The sequence below is a fragment of the Paenibacillus sp. CCS19 genome (assembly GCF_033239625.1).
GTDB lineage: Bacteria > Bacillota > Bacilli > Paenibacillales > Paenibacillaceae > Paenibacillus_T.
Genome location: NZ_BTCK01000044.1, coordinates 15,570 through 31,948 on the forward strand (window position 1 = coordinate 15,570; position 16,379 = coordinate 31,948).

The following is a 16,379-nucleotide window of genomic DNA, read 5'->3' on the forward strand; positions in this document are numbered from 1 at the left end:
GAGTTTCCGACTCACCTTACTGAGCCTTCTGCTGCTGCTGCGGCTCCTGCGCTTGCTGTTGAGCTTGTTCCTGCTCCAGCTGTCTGCGCAGCGACCAGATCGCGCGGTTCTTGTTCTCTGGACGCGCGAGTCCCAAGTTCTCGCGAAGCGTGGTGCCCTCATAAGCCGTACGGAACAATCCTCGGTTCTGAAGCTCAGGCACGACTTTGTCAACGAACGTCTCCAGCCCTGTGTAGTAAATATGCGGCAAAATGTTGAATCCATCCGCGCCGTTGTTGCGAATCCAATTCTCAATAAAATCAGCCGTCTGAATGACAGAGCCGGTGAATGAGACGTGGCCGTGGGCAGCCGCACTTCTAGCGAGGAATTGACGAATCGTCATGTTATCCCGCTTCGCCGCATCCACGACAACCTCTTGACGGCTTGTAATGCCCGAAGTAATCGATCCATACGGCTTCGCTTTATCGACCGGTACGAGGTCGTCCAGCGAATACTCGGTCAGATCGACGGTGAAATAATTGGACAATCGCCTCAGCGCCTGCTTCGGATTGAGTAGCGCGTTGAACTCGTCTTCGATGTCTCTCGCTTCGGCCTCCGTATCGGCGACGATCGGGCTAAGGCCCGGCATGATGAGCAGTTGATCCGGCGTACGACCGTACTTCGATAGCCGACCTTTCACATCCGCGTAAAATTCCTGCGCGGCGCCAAGCGTCTGCTGAGCCGTGAAAATAACTTCAGCCGTCTTCGCCGCCAGCTCCTTGCCATTCTCCGACGAGCCTGCCTGGACAAGCACCGGATAACCTTGCGGCGGCCGAGGAATGTTCAGCGGTCCCTTCACCTTGTAATACTGACCTTGGAACTTGATCTCGTGTACTTTGCTCGAATCCAGAGCAACGCCGGTATCCCGGTCATAGAGGAGCGCATCCTCTTCCCAGCTGTCCCAAAGCTGCTTCGTCACCTCAACGAACTCGTCGCCGATCTCATATCGCTTCGCCACATCGGGATGCTCAAGCCTGCTGAGGTTCTCCGCATCTTCCTTCGAGTGGCCGGTCACGATATTCCATGCCGCGCGGCCCTTACTGATATGATCGAGCGAGGCGAATTTGCGAGCGACATGATACGGATCGTTGTACGTCGTGCTCACCGTGGCGATGAAACCAACATGCTTCGTCAGCGCCGCGAGTGCAGACAGCAGCGTGAACGGCTCCAGCCGCCGGCCTAAGCCGGAATAGTTATCCGCCATGAACAGCGAATCGAACAAACCGCGTTCCGCAATACGAGCGATATTCGCGTAATAGTCGAGATCCAGATCCTCCTTCGGACTGGAATCCGGGTGCTTCCAAGCGGCGGAATGATGCCCCGAGCCCCTCATAAATACGTTAAAATGCGCCTTCTTGTCCTGTTGTTGATGACTCAAGCGAGACACCTCATCTTTCTTCATTGGAATGGTCGATTATTGCAGTTCGAAGCCTTGGCCTTCCAGAAACCCGCGCAGATGTCCGCGCGTCCGATTGGAATTGAAGCGGCGAAGCATTTCGCGCGACCAAGTGGTCTCCTGATCGCCGCCTCTGCCGACGCCGCCCTTGCGCGTCGCATAGTAATGGCGAGTGACCTCATCGTATTCGCGAATGGCGCTGACGACTCGCTCATTCTGGTAAGTCTCCTCGTGATATACCGCCGCGATTGGTTGACGCGGGCGAATATCGGGCTCCTGATCCGGAACGCCGATGCTCAATCCGAACACCGGATACACAAGTTGCGGAAGCTCCAGCAATTCGGACACCTGCTGCGGATTGTTGCGGATGCCGCCAATATAGACAATGCCGTAGCCAAGCGATTCGGCTGCCACCGCTGCGTTCTGAGCTGCAAGCGTCGCATCGATCGTACCGAGCAAAAGCGTCTCCACATTTTGCTTCACTTCCACGTCCTCGTGCAGTCGAACTGCGGTTTGGATTTTGTTCAAGTCCGCGCACCAGATTAGGAACACCGGGCTTTCTACGATTTGCTGCTGGTTGCCGGACAGCTCTGCCAGCTTCTGTTTCTTAGCCGGATCCTTCACCACAATGACGCTATACGCTTGAATGTTCGAAGACGTCGAGGCCGCTTGACCGGACAAGACGATTTGCTTCAGCTGTTCATCCGGAATTGCGATATCCTTGAATTTGCGAATCGAGCGGTGACGCTGCAATAATGCGATCGTATCGTTCATCGTTACTCTCCTTATGGACACGGGTAAGCGAGACCGAGGGGACGCTTGAACTCAACGTCTCCTCTGCCCGCTCCTCGTCGGTTATTGACTGCCAAATGTCGTCTTCAGCGTCTCAATGTCTTTGTTGATCGCGTCAGACGTCTTGCGTATGACGGAGTTGACATCCAATCCATTGACTGCCAGATCCTCTGCGGCATCGGTCAGTTTGCTCGAGATATCCGTCTCGAACGGGTGGAAATAATGCTCCTGGAGCGGTGTTCCGATGAACACGTTCTGAACCTTCTTACCTTGCAGCACTGGAATGTCGAGGCCGTATTCCTTCTCCAAGTCCGGTTTAATAATCGCCGGAATGCGACCGTTTCTTGCAAGAATGCTCTGGCCTTCATCCGACAAGATCTCGGCAATCACTTCGAAAGCTTCGTCCTTGTGCTTGCTTTGGCTGTTCACGGACAGCGTATGAACCTGCGCCTCCCGCGTCTTGCCCAGTTGATCCTCGAAGTTAGGCGCCGGCGCAATGTCCCAGTTGAACTCCACGCCCTGCTGACGCAGCTCTTCGAGCGGTCCGACCATGTTCGCGAGCCAAGTGACACGCATCGCAACGACCTGATCCTTCATGAATTGATCCCGGCCCCAGTTCCAAGTGCCCTCAGGGGTTACGTAGCCCGGAATTTCGAAGATTTGTTTGTTCAGCTCGAAGATCCGAAGCCATTCCGGCGTATCGAGCGCAGCATTACCGGTTTCGCGATCGAGATAAGGCAAACCGAGACCTTTAGCCAGACCTGTCAGGTTGTCGACCGATAAGCCGATATAGTGAACGCCGTTCTCGGTACGCGTCAGCTTCTTGGCAATCTCCAGAATCTGATCCCATGTCTGCTGCTCATCCGTCGGATATTCAACGCCGAATTTATCGAAGATATCTTTGTTGTAGTAGAGCACATGCTGATTGGAGTTGAACGGAATCGCATAGATCTGATCGCCTTTTCCTTTCGTGATCTCCGTGATGTAATTCCACAAGAGCGGCTTAATCCGAGTCACATCAAAGTTATGGGTCTTGATCAGATCGCGCAAATCCTCATACGCGCCTGTCCGAATGACTTTCTGATGGGTAGTGGAAGACGAATAGATAATGTCCGGCGTATGAGTGGACAGCACCTCCTCCACTGTCGTATCCGCCGCTGGCGTAATGCGCTCGATCGTTACGTTCGGATACTTCTTATGAATCGGGTCAGCAATAAGCGTATTGAACTCGGTATCCGGGAACGTACCGCTCGTGCTGTAGAACGACAGCGTCAGCGGCTCGTCGCCAAGCTTCTTGAAATCCGTCTTCTCAGGTTCTGCAGCCGCAGCTGCATCCGTCTTGCCGTTATCCGTTGAGGCAGCGCCAGCAATAGCAGTGTTGGAATCCTTCTGACTCTCGCTGCCCTTTCCATCACCTCCGCCGTTTCCGCATGCTGCCGTCAGCATGACGAGCAGCAATACGATTGCACTTAATGTAAGCTTCTTCACGATGAAATCTCTCCTCTAGTGTAGTAACTGCAGTAATTGCAAGGTTAACCTATCGATTGATTCACAGCTTGAGCCCTGTATCGCTCATTCGCTGGTCGTGCCAATCCTAAGTTCTCTCTCAGCGTCCGTCCTTCATAAGTCGTCCGGAACAATCCGCGGTTCTGCAGCTCTGGAATGACCTTGTCGACAAACACTTCAAGCCCGCTCGGATAAATCTGCGGCATCACATTGAAGCCGTCCGCCGCGCCATTCAAGAACCAAGTCTCAATGACATCCGCTAATTGAAGCGGCGTTCCGGTGAAGGTGAAATGCCCCCGTGCACCAGCAAGTCGATTCACAAGCTGCTTCAGCGTCAGATTCTCGTCTTGGATCAGATCGAGAATGAGCTGATGGCGGCTCTTGTTGCCGTTCACCTCATCGGTCTGGCGTACGCCTTCCAGCGACAGCGGCTTATCCAGCGGATACTCCGATAGATCGATGCCGAGCCGTTCGGACAACCGCTTAATGGCGCCATCCTTGTTCACGAACTCAAACAGTTGATTCTCGATCTCCTTCGCTTCTTCCGCCGTATCTGCAAGAATCGGGCTGATGCCTGGCAAAATCTTAAGCTGATCCGGCGTTCTTCCATACTTGGCGAGCCTGGATTTCACATCCGAGTAGAACGCTTGCGCGCTGCCGATGCTCTGATGCGCAGTGAAGATTACCTCTGCGGTCTTCGCTGCGAATTCTCGGCCGCTCTCAGACGATCCCGCCTGCACAAGTACTGGATAACCTTGCGGAGGACGGGCGATATTCAGCGGTCCTTCGACGCTGTAATATTGACCCTTGTAATCAATCTTGTGGACCTTGCTGCGTTCGATGCGCTTGCCGGAAGCTTTATCATTGAGCACCGCATCATCCTCCCAACTGTCCCACAGCTGCTTGGCAACCTCGACGAATTCATCGGCCTCTTCATACCGAAGCGAATGCTCGGGGTGCTCTTCCCGGCTGAAATTTTCCGCCGCCGAGCCTGAGCCAGTGACGATATTCCACCGCGCTCGGCGGTCTGTACAATTCGAAGCACATGTTCGAAGTCGAGGTTGCGCTCCGGCGATGTTTCGGGAAGCCGCCACGATGCCTCGTGGTGGCCGGTCCCGAACAGGAAAGCGTTCAAATTCAACTGTCTCTGTTTATTGCTCATTGCCCATTTCACTCCTTGCCCTTAATCGTCATCTCATCCTGCGCAGCGAACGAAGTTTACTGTCCGATTGTCGTCTTCAGCGTCTCGACATCCTTGTTGATCGCATCGGTCGCCTTACGAATCGCAGAGTTGACATCCAGGCCGTGTATCGCCAGATCTTCTGCTGCTTCGGTCAAACGTTTCGTAATTTCCGACTCGTAAGGATGGATGAAGTGCTCCTGAAGCGGTTCGCCAATAAAGACGTTCTGAACGGTTTTGCCTTGCAGAACTGGAATGTCCGCTCCGTATTCCTTCTCAAGCTCCGGATTAATAATGGCTGGAACGCGGCCATTTCTTGCGATGATGCGCTGTCCTTCATCCGAGAGAATCTCTGCGATAACTTGGAATGCCTCGTCCTTATGCGGGCTCTGGCTGTTGATCGCAATGGCGTGAATTTGCGCTTCCCTCGTCTGTCCGAGATGATCGCTGAAGGTTGGCGCCGGCGCGATGTCCCAGTTGAACTCAACTCCCTGATGGCGCAGCTCCTCCAAAGGCCCGACCATGTTAGCGAGCCAAGATACGCGCATCGCAATGTTCTGATCCTTCATGAAGTGATCGCGCGTCCAGTTCCAAGTCCCATCCGGCGTAATATAGCCCGGCGTTTCGAAAATTTTCTTCTGCAGCTCGAACACGCGCAGCCAATCCGGCGTATCAAGCGCAGCTTGTCCTGTCTCCCGATTCAAATAAGGCAGACCGAGCGACTTCGACAGACCCGTCAGGTTATCCACGGCAAGTCCGATGTAATTGACGCCGTTCTCGGTGCGCGTCAGCTTTGCGCCAAGCTCAACTGCTTCATCCCACGTCAGCTGCTTATCGGTCGGATACGGAACGCCGAATTTATCGAAGATGTCCTTGTTGTAGTACATAATGTGCTGGTTAACGTTGAACGGCAGAGCGAGAATCGCATCTCCCTCACCCTTCGTAATTTCTTTGATGTAGTTGATGCCGATCGGCTTCAGTCGATCCAGATCGAAGTTATGCTTCTTAATCAGCTCGCGCAGATCCTGATAGACGCCTGTTCGGATGACGCGCTGCTGAACGCTGCCGAAAATAATATCCGGCACGTGCGTCGACAGCACCTCTTCCGGCGTCGTCGTCGCAGCCGGCGTAATCCGCTCGATCGTCACATTCGGATATTTCTTATGGATCGGATCCGCGATCAGCGTATTAAATTCAGTGTCCGTGAACGTTGCTCCCGTGCTGTAGAAGGTCAGCTTGAGCGGCTCGTCGCCAAGCTTCTTGTAATCCGCCTTCTCTGATGTTCCGCCGCTTGTATCGCCAGACGAAGCTGACGTGCTGCTGGAATCCGTCCCCGTGCCTGCCGAAGCAGGCGTATCTTTATTCGAACCTCCGCACGCCGTCAACACACCGGCGAACAGTACGGTGACCAACAATGTGCTTATCTTTGTCCTCATATGGCATCCACTCCTGAACCTTCAATTAACTGCTTAATAAGTGACGGACATTCGCCCGCCGCTGAAGACCTAGGCTCTCACGCAGCGTCGTACCTTCATACTCCGTCCGGAATATGCCCCGGTTCTGAAGCTCGGGAATGACCTTATCGACGAACGTCTCAAGCCCCGTCGGGAACAGCTGCGGCAGCACATTGAAGCCGTCGGCAGCATGATTGTTAAACCATTTCTCAATCAGATCAGCTGTCTGGAGAACCGATCCTGTGAACGTGATATGGCCATGTCCGCCGTTGCTGCGGTAAAGCAGCTGCCGAATCGTGAAGTTCTCGCGGCGGGCCGCATCGATAATGACTTCTTGGCGGCTGCGGATGCCATTGAATTCCTCCGAAGGCTTCGCCTTGTCGAGCGGTACGAGATCGTCCAGATCATAATCGTTCAGATTGACCGTGAACCGTTCGGACAAGCTCTCGAGCGCCCGCTTCGTATCGACGTAGCTGTGCAGCTCCTCTTCGATGTCCCGTGCCTCCGCTTCGGTGTCAGCGACGATTGGCGCAAGTCCTGGCAGAATGACGAGCTCATCCGCCGTCCGTCCATATCGTGCAAGCCGCCCCTTCACATCGCGGTAAAATTCACGGCCAGCATCAAACGTCTGCTGTGCTGTGAAAATGACTTCCGCCGTCTTCGCTGCCAGTTCCTTGCCTTGCTCTGAAGAACCTGCTTGGACCAGCACCGGGTAACCTTGCGGCGGACGCGGAATGTTGAGCGGACCTTTGACCGAATACGTATGGCCCTTGAAATTAATCTCGTGCACTTTGTTCGAATCGACGAGCTTGCCTCCTTGCTTATCGTACAGAAGCGCGTCATCCTCCCAGCTGTCCCACAGCTGCTTCACCACTTCCACGAATTCTTCGCCCGTCTCGTAGCGTTGCGCATGCTCGGGATGCTCATCGCGGCTGAAGTTATGGGCAGCGGAGCCCGCTCCGGTTACGATGTTCCAGCCCGCTCTGCCGCCGCTGATATGATCGAGCGAAGCGAATTGACGCGCCACATGGAATGGCTCATTGTACACCGTACCAACCGTCGCAATGAGTCCGATATTCTTCGTGACCGTCGCTAATGCCGACAGCAATGTGAATGGCTCCAGCTTGCTGCCGCCGCCCGCATAACCATCTGCGAGAAAGACCGAGTCCAGCTTCCCTCGCTCCGCGATTTGGGCCAGCTTAGCGAGATACTCAATATCGAGCTCCGACTCTGGATGGGAGTCTGGGTGGCGCCATGCGCCTGCATGATGGCCCGTTGCCCGCAGAAACACGTTAAGATGTACTTTGCGATTCGATGTACTCATTACAAAACCACCTCTTGATTCAATTTGTTCGAAGTTCGGACATTGGCCGGTCGCGCCAGCCCAAGATTGCCTCGCAGCGTGGAGTCTTCATATGCCGTGCGGAACAATCCGCGGTTCTGCAGCTCTGGGATGACCTGATCGACGAAGCGTTCCAGCCCGCTTGGATAAATCTGCGGCATAATGTTGAACCCGTCCGCCGCACCTGTCTTAAACCACTTCTCGATCGTATCGGCCAGCTGCAGCGGCGTGCCTGTGAACGTGAAGTGCCCTCTGGCGCCGGCCAGCTTGTTAATGACCTGTCGCAGCGTCGGCTTCTCCCGATCGATGAGATCCACGATCAACTGGTGCCGGCTCTTCATACCGCTCACTTCATCAGTTGATTGAATCCCTTCAACCTCAAGCGGCGCATCGAGCGGATGATTCGATAGATCGACGCCGAGCCGCGACGACAGCCGTCGGATGGCTCCCTCGTGATCGATCAGCCGCCACAGCTCGTTCTCAAGCTCCTTCGCCTCGGCTTCCGAATCCGCTAGAATGGGGCTAAGTCCCGGAAGAATTTGCAGCTGATCGGCTGTTCTCGCGTATTTGGGCAATCTGGCCTTAACATCCCGGTAGAACTGCTGCGCCTCTTCTATCGTCAACTGGGCAGTGAAGATCACCTCAGCGAACCGTGCGGCGAATTCCTTCCCTGTCTCCGAAGAGCCTGCTTGGACGAGCACTGGGTAGCCCTGCACCGGACGGGCGATGTTCAATGGCCCCTTCACCGAGTACCGCTCGCTCTCCCAATCGATCGTATGAATCTTCGTATGGTCGTACAGCACGCCGCTCTCCTTATCGTTGCGGACGGCGTCGTCCTCCCAGCTGTCCCACAGCCGCTTGACGATCTCCACGAACTCTTCAGCCGATTGATAACGCTCGTGATGCTCCGGATGCTGTTCCTTGCTGAAGTGTGCTGCAGCTGGACCAGCGCCCGTCACGATGTTCCACCCTGCCCTGCCTTTGCTGATATGGTCAAGAGAAGCGAATTTGCGGGCGACATGGAACGGCTCGTTGTACGTCGTCTCCACGGTTGCAATCAAGCCGATATGCTTAGTGACGGAGGCCAGCGCTGCCAGCAGCGTGAACGGCTCTAAAGCACCGGAGTGCGCCCAATACCCGTCCGCCAGAAACACCGAGTCAAGCAGCCCGCGCTCGGCGATGCGTGCCAATTCGATATAGTGCTGAATGTCCACTCCCCGCTCTGGGTGCGTATCGGCGTGCCGCCATGATGCTTCATGATGGCCGGATGCCGCCAAGAATGCATTCAGATGCAGCTTGCGATTAGGCTGACTCATCGCGATCCCTCCTCTTCTTCTCGCCCAATAAAAAATAGCCGGAGATGCCCCTTAGGCAATCTCCGGCTATCCGGTTGATTAATACCGACAATTCATATTAACTTAATGCGATATATCGTATTGGTTATGAATCTACCATAGATCGTCCAAAACTGTCAACAACAACAACGGACTATTTTTTACAAAAAAATAAACTACTCCACAAGCCCCGTTCTTTCGACCCCTTCAACAAACCATCGCTGCGCAAACAGGTAGATGACGAGCAGCGGCATAATGATCAAGAACGATGCCGCCATCTTGATCGACTCCGCATACACCGTTAATTCGCCTGCGCCCTCCGCAATCTTCATCTCGCCTGCCATCCGGGCAAGCGTAATCGACAGCGGCACATGCTCTGCCGTAAACATGTAGAGCGATGGGAAATAGAAGTCGTTCCAGTTCCATACGAACGAGAACAGCACAACTACGACCGTTGCCGAGCGGGCGATCGGGAACATGACTCGGAAGAACATCCGGAACGGCCCCGCGCCATCCATCCGTGCCGCTTCATCCAGCTCCTTCGGCAGCGTTGAGTAGAACGATCGATAAATAATGACGAACAATGCGCCTTTCAGCCCATGACCGAATAACGCAGGCACGACCATCGGCAGGAAGGTGTTCAACCAGCCGAAGCTCTTGAACAGCATAATGGACGGCAGGATCGTAATTTGCGGCGGCATAATGAACGTGAACAGCAGCAGCGCTCCCCACAGCTTCTTGAACGGAAAATCAAGCCTAGCGAATGCATACCCCGCTATCGCGCATGAAATGACTTGCAGAACTGCCACCGATGAAGCAAGCGATAGACTGATCAAGAAGCTCTTCCCATAATGCAGCATCTCGCTCGCTTCCTTCAGATGCCCCCAATAAATCGACTTCGGCACCCAAATGACGGAAGGATCGAGAATATTGCGCGCATCCTTCACCATCGTCGTCACCATATACAAAATCGGCTTTAGGTAGATGAACGCCACATTAATCAGAATGATATAGACGGCTGCCTTGAACAGCAGCCCTTTATCGATTTCGGTGCCGAGCACCCGGTAACGCAGAAGCTCCAGATTGCCGCGAAGATTACGGTCACGCAGCAGATCCAGTTTGCCGCGCAGCTTGAAACCGCGGTTCATCCGCTCAATCGGTACGTCGCTTCTATCGATAAGACCCATCTTCTTCTCACCTCTTTCCTTACCGTTTGCTTCCTGACAACGACTTATCTACGCGGCTGTACAGCAGCAGCGTGAGCAGCACGAATGCCAGAATGATCGTGAAATAAATCCATGCGAGCGCGCTCGAGCTGCCATAGTTCGTCGTATTAACCCGACTGACGATCGGATTGGACGGGAATGTGAACAAATCGACGACCGTATACATTAAGTTCAAGAAAATATAGGGCACAAGTCCTGGCAGCGTAATTTTCCAGAAAGTGCTCCACGGGCTGGACCCGTCAATCCGCGATGCTTCATAGACTGCGGCAGGAAGCGTCTGACGCCCCGCCAGGAAGATTAGAATCTGAACGCCTGAATACCAGAGGACGAGCACGAATGAGCCCATAACCTTCTGTATAGGCGCAGCCCAGGCACCTGGCACATACTCCTGCAGATAATAATCGATCCGCAGCGTCTCCATGATGCTCAGCGAGCCCTCACCCTGCGCGATAAACTCCTGTACGATCTGACCCGAGGAGAAGATGACCGGCAGGAAGAAAATGACCCGAAACAACGTCCGGCCCGGAAACTTCAAATTCAGCAAGATCGCGATCAGCAGCGAGAATACAAGGATGATCGGAATCATCATGGCCGATTCGCGCAGGAACGGGAACAGCTCCTCATAGAGAAGGCTGCCGTTCGCTATGAGAATTTCACGGTAATGCTTCAATCCAATGAACGTATACTGCACGCTGTTCACTGTGATTTTGACCTGATGAAAGCTCATATAGAGGGAGAAGCCCAGCGGGAACGCAACGAACGTCAGGAAGCCGAACACCCATGGCGCAATGAACAAGGAGCCCTCCAGCTTGCGCAGCGTTTGAGCCTCCAATCTGCGGCTTAGTTTCATCGCGTCGCGCCTCCTTCCTTGACGATGAAGTTGTTGGCTGGCACGACCAGTCCATCCTTCACGTAGTCCGTTTCGTTGTAATTGACGATAATGCGGTAATCGCCTTCGTATACCGTCTCTTTAACGCCAGGTGCGAGCGTGCGGTGCGCCGTAATGAACCGGTCTTGCACCGGAGCAAGCGCCGCATTCGCCTTCGTATATTCCTCTTGAATCCGATCGATCCAATCGTTCACATTCAGACTGTAATACCAGAGCGAATAGGATCGTTTCAAATCGTCCGCATTGTCACCGCTCAGCACGTAGGTTGGATAAGCGCCGAATTCAATGCTGCGCAGAAACTCGTCGTCCCACTCATCACGCAGGTTCGACCATTCGAGCGTATAAGTCTTCAGGCCATGCAGGACGATCTGAGCCCAAGGAATGGACTCCGTCACGAACACATCATACGAGTAATCGCTCGCAATGCGGTGAACGTGATCCAGTTGATCCAGCGCATAGAAATTCGCATTGCCTGCAATGACGGAACCAAGCTGCTCCTTCGTCTCCTTCACGATCTGCTGCTGAATGTCGACTACATCGCCTCGGCCTGCCTTATAACGGGAATTGTAGTCGGTATTGACCTGTTGGGTAATGCCATCCTCGAAATCGATCCCATCCGCGCCCAATGCCTTGAACTGCTTTAGATCGGATTCGACGATCTTTTTATAGAATCCGGGGCTCACATAATCGCTTGCGTCCTGATCATGATTAGGCAACTTATATTCCAATACCGTCCCGGCCATATTGCGCAGACCGTCCCTCCGCCACCAGAAACCGTCGTCACCGTTCGTATTGAGCGTATAATTGGCCGTCAGATAGACCGGGATGCTGAGCGAATGGGCGAACGATATGAAATCTTTCATCCCTTGGTTGCCGCCAATCCGTTTATCCACTGGGAAATAACCGCCATGCGTACTGTATCCATCCTGCTGCCAGCCAGCGAACGACACCTGCTGGTTCTGAACGCCGCGATCGTACAGCTTGCTGACAATCGACTTGGCATCATCGGTTGACGTTGCTTTCAGATAGGAATCGAAAAATAGGCCTTTCTCGATATCCGCTCCGACCAGATCGAGGAAGAATGGGATATCCTTCCTTGGCGATTCGACCGTCTTCACGCCGCGCTCATCGATCAAGTATTGGCGATATACAGCCGCCATGCCCGTATAATCGCTTTGCTCCGGCTTTAGCAGGTAGTACCGAGTCGCCCGCGTATCCGTACTGAATCGATCGCCGCTGTACGTGTAGAAGCCTTCGCCGGTGCTTTTGCTGACGCTCTGATAGAACCGCTTCCGATACTGCCATTCCGTCGTAACCCAGTTGGAGCTGCCGATGGCGCCGGATGGCGCCGCGAATACGTTCGCGAACGATTCGCCCTCGGTCATTATGGCGACGAAGGCTTGATCACCGGATTTGAGCCCATAGATCGGCATCGCGATTCGCTGCCGATCCGTGAATTCATAATAATAGGATGAATCCGGACCGTAGACGCTCTCGTTGTACGTCAACTGCTGCATCGTGCGGTCTTGCTGGAATTGGATCAGCGATCCCGATCCATCCGGCAGTACGATGTAGCCGTCTTGACCCACCGAAGGCTCTGCGCCGAACAGCGGATATAGCTTGACGTTGAGCAGGCTCAAGCTGCCTTCGACGAGGCCGGCATCCTTCAGGCGCGTCTCCACATAGTCTTGATGAAGCTCCACTTCAATCGGAATCTTGAATTGAATCTTCGGGAAAGCAAACGTGACCGTAAAACCGTTCTCGGTCCGCTTGAAATCTTCGAGATACCCTTGGTTCTCGATGAGCCCGTTCGAGACGGATGAAGCCTTATAGTTGCTTGCGTTGACGTACTCTACGATGATGGGCGAGGTCAGTTGATTTTTCCAAGTGCCGGTCGCTTTCTCATCCTTCCAATAAGCCGGATCCGGATAGGAACGCCACACCTTGCCTGTATCTTTCATCACAACTTGGAAATGCGCCGTAGCCGGGTCAACAAGAAGCTTCAGATTGTCGTTCTCGGCAGCGAGCTCAAAGCCCTGCTCATTCGGTAAACCTGCCTTATAAGGGACATGCTCCGCTGTGTTGAACAGCGCCGCGGCGTCCGCCTTAACGTCTTCCTTGTCTCCCCAAGGATCCCAGATCAGCAGCGTAATCCATCCCATGACCAGCAGCACGGCTGCGGAGAACGTCAGTCGGATGATGAGCCATCCATTCCACTTGCGCTTGCTCATCGGATAATCACCTCCTGATACAAGGAATTGATGAAGTTGATCAGCTCATTGCTCAGGCTAATCAGAATGAAGATCAGAATGACGATAATCGTCAATGCCAGCAAGGACAGCAGAATGACGAAGATCGACTCAATGAAGGTGTAGTTGTGTATGCCCTGCACCATCCAGATGAACAGCAGCGCGGTCCACAGCACGATCGCCAGCTTCAAGAAATGAAAGATCGATACCTCATCCAACGTCATTGCTCGGGACAGCAGTGTAACGGGTATTCCTATGAGGATAATAGGAAATAGGGCGTAAGAACTGCCGTACAGGACGTCTCGGAACCGCCCCTCGCCACGAAGGAGCGAGCTGATGAGATAGTTCGAGATGACCCATCCGAGCCATATGCCGATGAATTGGACCGTCAGTGGAACCAGGTCGATGCCGATCTGCACCTTCGGGTTGAAAACAAAGCTGGTGCCCGCTTCCATATAGCTGAATGCCGCAATCGCTGCTGCAAGAATGATAAGACTGCTCGCCAGACTCGCTTTCCCTTCATAACGAATCGAATAGAAGCCATCGACCGGATGCTTGATCAAGACGAACAAATGGCGGAGTCTGCCTGCCAGCGAGTGAGCGGACGGCTCAGGCAGCGACCAGCCGGAAGCGAATCGAAGCCGGTGCTTCAGCTTACCCCACAGCAGCAGCACAACGCCAAGCGCAATGACGATGTTCATCAATAAACCGAAGTGCTGTTGGAACCACGTGAGGCGGTTCTGCCAGAACGATTCGGAGTAACCGCCGATGACGCCCGCTTCATAGAACAGCTGCTGCGCACGCGGGTAATCCTCCTGCTTATATGCCGCCTTGGCCAAGCCGATCAGTGCAGGCGAATATTGCGCATTCAATCTTCGAACTTCGTTCCAGAGCGGCTCGCTCTCCACATACTTGCCCTCTTGCGTCAGCGCATTCGCTTCATGCACAAGATTGCCGAATGCGGAAGGCCGCAGCACTTGAATCAGATTGTTCGTGCTGTCTAGAATGAGCAGCTCGCCCTTCGAGTTGTTCGCAATTGCCGCCGGCGTCTTCACGACACCGGACTTCGAAGTCGCGTTAATCGTATCGCTGCTCCAGAAGAACAGCAGATTGCCGCTGCGGTCATATTGGCTGATCGTATTCCAGATCGAATCGACGACCGAGATATTGCCATCTCCATCGACGGTAATATCACCTAGCTGCGGGCTGAGATCACGCTGCCAATGCAGCACCTCTCCGAACGAACGCCCGCTCGCAAGCGACGCGAAGTCGCTCTTGCCCGGCAGTTGATCGAGACCTGCGATGTTCAGCTTCTTGATCTGATTCGTCTGTATTTCTTTCGTAACGGTGTAGATGAAGCCATCCTTGTCGATCGTCGAGTTGGCGATTGCGCCAGGCAGCTTCTTCAGCTCGCGCTGATACATTTCTCGCGTATAGATGAATCGCTTGAAGGCATCGAATACCGAGAAGCTAACGCGGTTCGGTCCGAAGAAGCCGATGAAGTTGCCATCTGGATCGAGCTCGACAAGTCCTTGATAGGCGCCGAGCGTCGTTACGTAGATGAAGCCCCTTTTATCCACGATCAGATTAATCGGATCGTATTTGAAGGACGCAGGCAGATACGTCGACTTCGGACGCTCGAGCGCCTTCAGCAGTCTGCCTTCCGAATCGAGCGTAACGACACGGTTATTGCCCGTATCCGCGATGTAGATATTTCCCTCCTTATTGACGAACACGCCGCTAGGTTTCTTAAGCGGACTGTCCGGAACGGTCAGTTCACGAACGAACTGCCCGGATGGGTCTAACTGAACGATGCGATTGTTGCCCGTATCGGCAATATAGATGTTATCCTGCTCATCGACGAACAGATCCTTGGGCTGATTGAGCGACAGCTTCGACGTCTCGGCAGTCCCGCTTCCTGCATCAGCAGCGGTAACCGCCAGATTATAGCCAAGAACGCCTGCCGGCAGATACGCCGCCTGCGTCTTCACCAGCTGGCCGAATCCGTCCTTATAGTACGTATCATAAGGAAGCGAAGAAGCGTACGCGCGAGTGCCAGACCCAGGAAGAGCGACAGCTGCCGCAGTGAGCAGGAGAGCCAGGGCGGACACAATCCGCAGCCATTTGGTATTCAAACGGACTCCCCCCATTATTTGATGCCGGAATGCGCCATCGTTGAAATCACTTTGCTTTGTAGAATGATGAAGAAGATCAAGTTAGGAATGAGCATGATAAGCGCAGCGACCGCCGCCGCCCCTTGACGCGCCACATTGTTCGCCAAGTTGTTCGTCAGCGTCGAGAGAAAGAACGGGAAGTTCTTCATCTCGTCGTCCTGCATGAACAGCGTCGAAGTCTCGATATTGCCCCATGAGTTCTGGAACGCCAGTATCGCTACCGTCGCAATCGCAGGCATGCACATCGGAATGACGATCCGAATGAACGTCACAACCTCATTCGCGCCATCGATCTTCGAAGCTTCAATAAGCGAATCAGGTATCTGGTCGATGAACTGCTTAAGCAGGAAAACTGCGACCGGCGAAGCGAGAATCGGCAGCAGATGGCCCCAATAGGTATTCATAATGCCAAGCTCGCTGACGACCAGATATCGCGGAATTTGCACGATTTCCGGCGTGAACATGAGCATGAGAATGATGGCGGAGAAAATAAACTTTTTCCCTGGAAAAGGATGCTTCGACAGCGGATACGCACACAGGGCGCTCATGATCGTAACGCCGACCACGCTCAGCCCGGAAATAACGACGCTGTTGAACAAATAGCGCGTGACCGGCACGATCGAATTCGCCGTGACCCAGAACAACTCAACGAAGTTCTGTACATTCGGCTCCTTCACGAAGAACGTTGGCGGATACACGAACAGCTCATGGTATGGCTTGAACGCATGGTTGAAAATATAAATGATCGGAAGAATCATAAACACGGACAAGGCAAGCATGAACGTGTTGAAGCTGATT

Annotated in this window: 11 protein-coding genes and 1 pseudogene; all 12 read right to left on the reverse strand. The window is 53.8% G+C overall.

What is annotated here, in order from left to right; genetic code table 11:
* Window positions 1-16 precede the first annotated feature (16 nt).
* Window positions 17-1,441: an LLM class flavin-dependent oxidoreductase gene (locus SBI19_RS23615; RefSeq protein ID WP_483312330.1), complete on the reverse strand. Its 1,425-nt coding sequence runs from the start codon at window positions 1,439-1,441 to the stop codon at window positions 17-19.
* Between the two features lie 12 nt (window positions 1,442-1,453).
* Window positions 1,454-2,209 carry an oxygen-insensitive NADPH nitroreductase gene (gene nfsA, locus SBI19_RS23620; protein WP_317971983.1) on the reverse strand — a complete coding sequence of 252 codons (756 nt, stop codon included), beginning with the start codon at window positions 2,207-2,209 and terminating at the stop codon, window positions 1,454-1,456.
* Between the two features lie 81 nt (window positions 2,210-2,290).
* Window positions 2,291-3,715, reverse strand: a complete 1,425-nt coding sequence (locus tag SBI19_RS23625; protein ID WP_317971984.1) for an ABC transporter substrate-binding protein — start codon at window positions 3,713-3,715, stop codon at window positions 2,291-2,293.
* Window positions 3,716-3,759: 44 nt separating this feature from the next.
* Window positions 3,760-4,895 (reverse strand): annotated as a pseudogene (locus tag SBI19_RS23630) (NtaA/DmoA family FMN-dependent monooxygenase).
* 56 nt (window positions 4,896-4,951) lie between these two features.
* The gene (locus SBI19_RS23635; protein WP_317971985.1) at window positions 4,952-6,349 is read right to left on the reverse strand and encodes an ABC transporter substrate-binding protein; all 1,398 of its coding nucleotides are present in this window, start codon (window positions 6,347-6,349) and stop codon (window positions 4,952-4,954) included.
* Between the two features lie 25 nt (window positions 6,350-6,374).
* Entirely contained in the window at window positions 6,375-7,691 is a 1,317-nt protein-coding gene (locus tag SBI19_RS23640) for an LLM class flavin-dependent oxidoreductase (RefSeq protein WP_317971986.1), read from the reverse strand.
* Window positions 7,691-9,025: an LLM class flavin-dependent oxidoreductase gene (locus SBI19_RS23645; RefSeq protein WP_317971987.1), complete on the reverse strand. Its 1,335-nt coding sequence runs from the start codon at window positions 9,023-9,025 to the stop codon at window positions 7,691-7,693. Before SBI19_RS23645 ends, SBI19_RS23640 begins: the two co-directional genes overlap by 1 nt.
* Before the next feature lie 194 nt (window positions 9,026-9,219).
* On the reverse strand, window positions 9,220-10,230 hold the full coding sequence (locus SBI19_RS23650; protein WP_317971988.1) for a carbohydrate ABC transporter permease: 1,011 nt from the start codon (window positions 10,228-10,230) through the stop codon (window positions 9,220-9,222).
* Between the two features lie 19 nt (window positions 10,231-10,249).
* A complete protein-coding gene (locus tag SBI19_RS23655) occupies window positions 10,250-11,119 on the reverse strand; it encodes a carbohydrate ABC transporter permease (RefSeq protein ID WP_317971989.1) in 870 nt (289 codons plus the stop codon).
* A complete protein-coding gene (locus SBI19_RS23660) occupies window positions 11,116-13,389 on the reverse strand; it encodes a DUF5696 domain-containing protein (RefSeq protein ID WP_317971990.1) in 2,274 nt (757 codons plus the stop codon). Before SBI19_RS23660 ends, SBI19_RS23655 begins: the two co-directional genes overlap by 4 nt.
* Window positions 13,386-15,542: a YIP1 family protein gene (locus tag SBI19_RS23665; RefSeq protein ID WP_317971991.1), complete on the reverse strand. Its 2,157-nt coding sequence runs from the start codon at window positions 15,540-15,542 to the stop codon at window positions 13,386-13,388. The genes SBI19_RS23660 and SBI19_RS23665 overlap by 4 nt, the downstream gene beginning before the upstream one ends.
* A gap of 14 nt (window positions 15,543-15,556) precedes the next feature.
* The gene (locus SBI19_RS23670; protein WP_317972008.1) at window positions 15,557-16,360 is read right to left on the reverse strand and encodes a carbohydrate ABC transporter permease; all 804 of its coding nucleotides are present in this window, start codon (window positions 16,358-16,360) and stop codon (window positions 15,557-15,559) included.
* Window positions 16,361-16,379 lie beyond the last annotated feature (19 nt).

Excerpts from the sequence above, each read along its gene's own strand:
- SBI19_RS23615 (WP_483312330.1), bottom strand. The coding sequence starts at position 1,441 with ATGAAGAAAGATGAGGTGTCTCGCTTGAGTCATCAACAACAGGACAAG.
- nfsA (WP_317971983.1), bottom strand. The coding sequence starts at position 2,209 with ATGAACGATACGATCGCATTATTGCAGCGTCACCGCTCGATTCGCAAA.
- SBI19_RS23635 (WP_317971985.1), bottom strand. The coding sequence starts at position 6,349 with ATGAGGACAAAGATAAGCACATTGTTGGTCACCGTACTGTTCGCCGGT.
- SBI19_RS23640 (WP_317971986.1), bottom strand. The coding sequence starts at position 7,691 with ATGAGTACATCGAATCGCAAAGTACATCTTAACGTGTTTCTGCGGGCA.
- SBI19_RS23645 (WP_317971987.1), bottom strand. The coding sequence starts at position 9,025 with ATGAGTCAGCCTAATCGCAAGCTGCATCTGAATGCATTCTTGGCGGCA.
- SBI19_RS23650 (WP_317971988.1), bottom strand. The coding sequence starts at position 10,230 with ATGGGTCTTATCGATAGAAGCGACGTACCGATTGAGCGGATGAACCGC.
- SBI19_RS23655 (WP_317971989.1), bottom strand. The coding sequence starts at position 11,119 with ATGAAACTAAGCCGCAGATTGGAGGCTCAAACGCTGCGCAAGCTGGAG.
- SBI19_RS23660 (WP_317971990.1), bottom strand. The coding sequence starts at position 13,389 with ATGAGCAAGCGCAAGTGGAATGGATGGCTCATCATCCGACTGACGTTC.
- SBI19_RS23670 (WP_317972008.1), bottom strand. The coding sequence starts at position 16,360 with ATGCTTGCCTTGTCCGTGTTTATGATTCTTCCGATCATTTATATTTTC.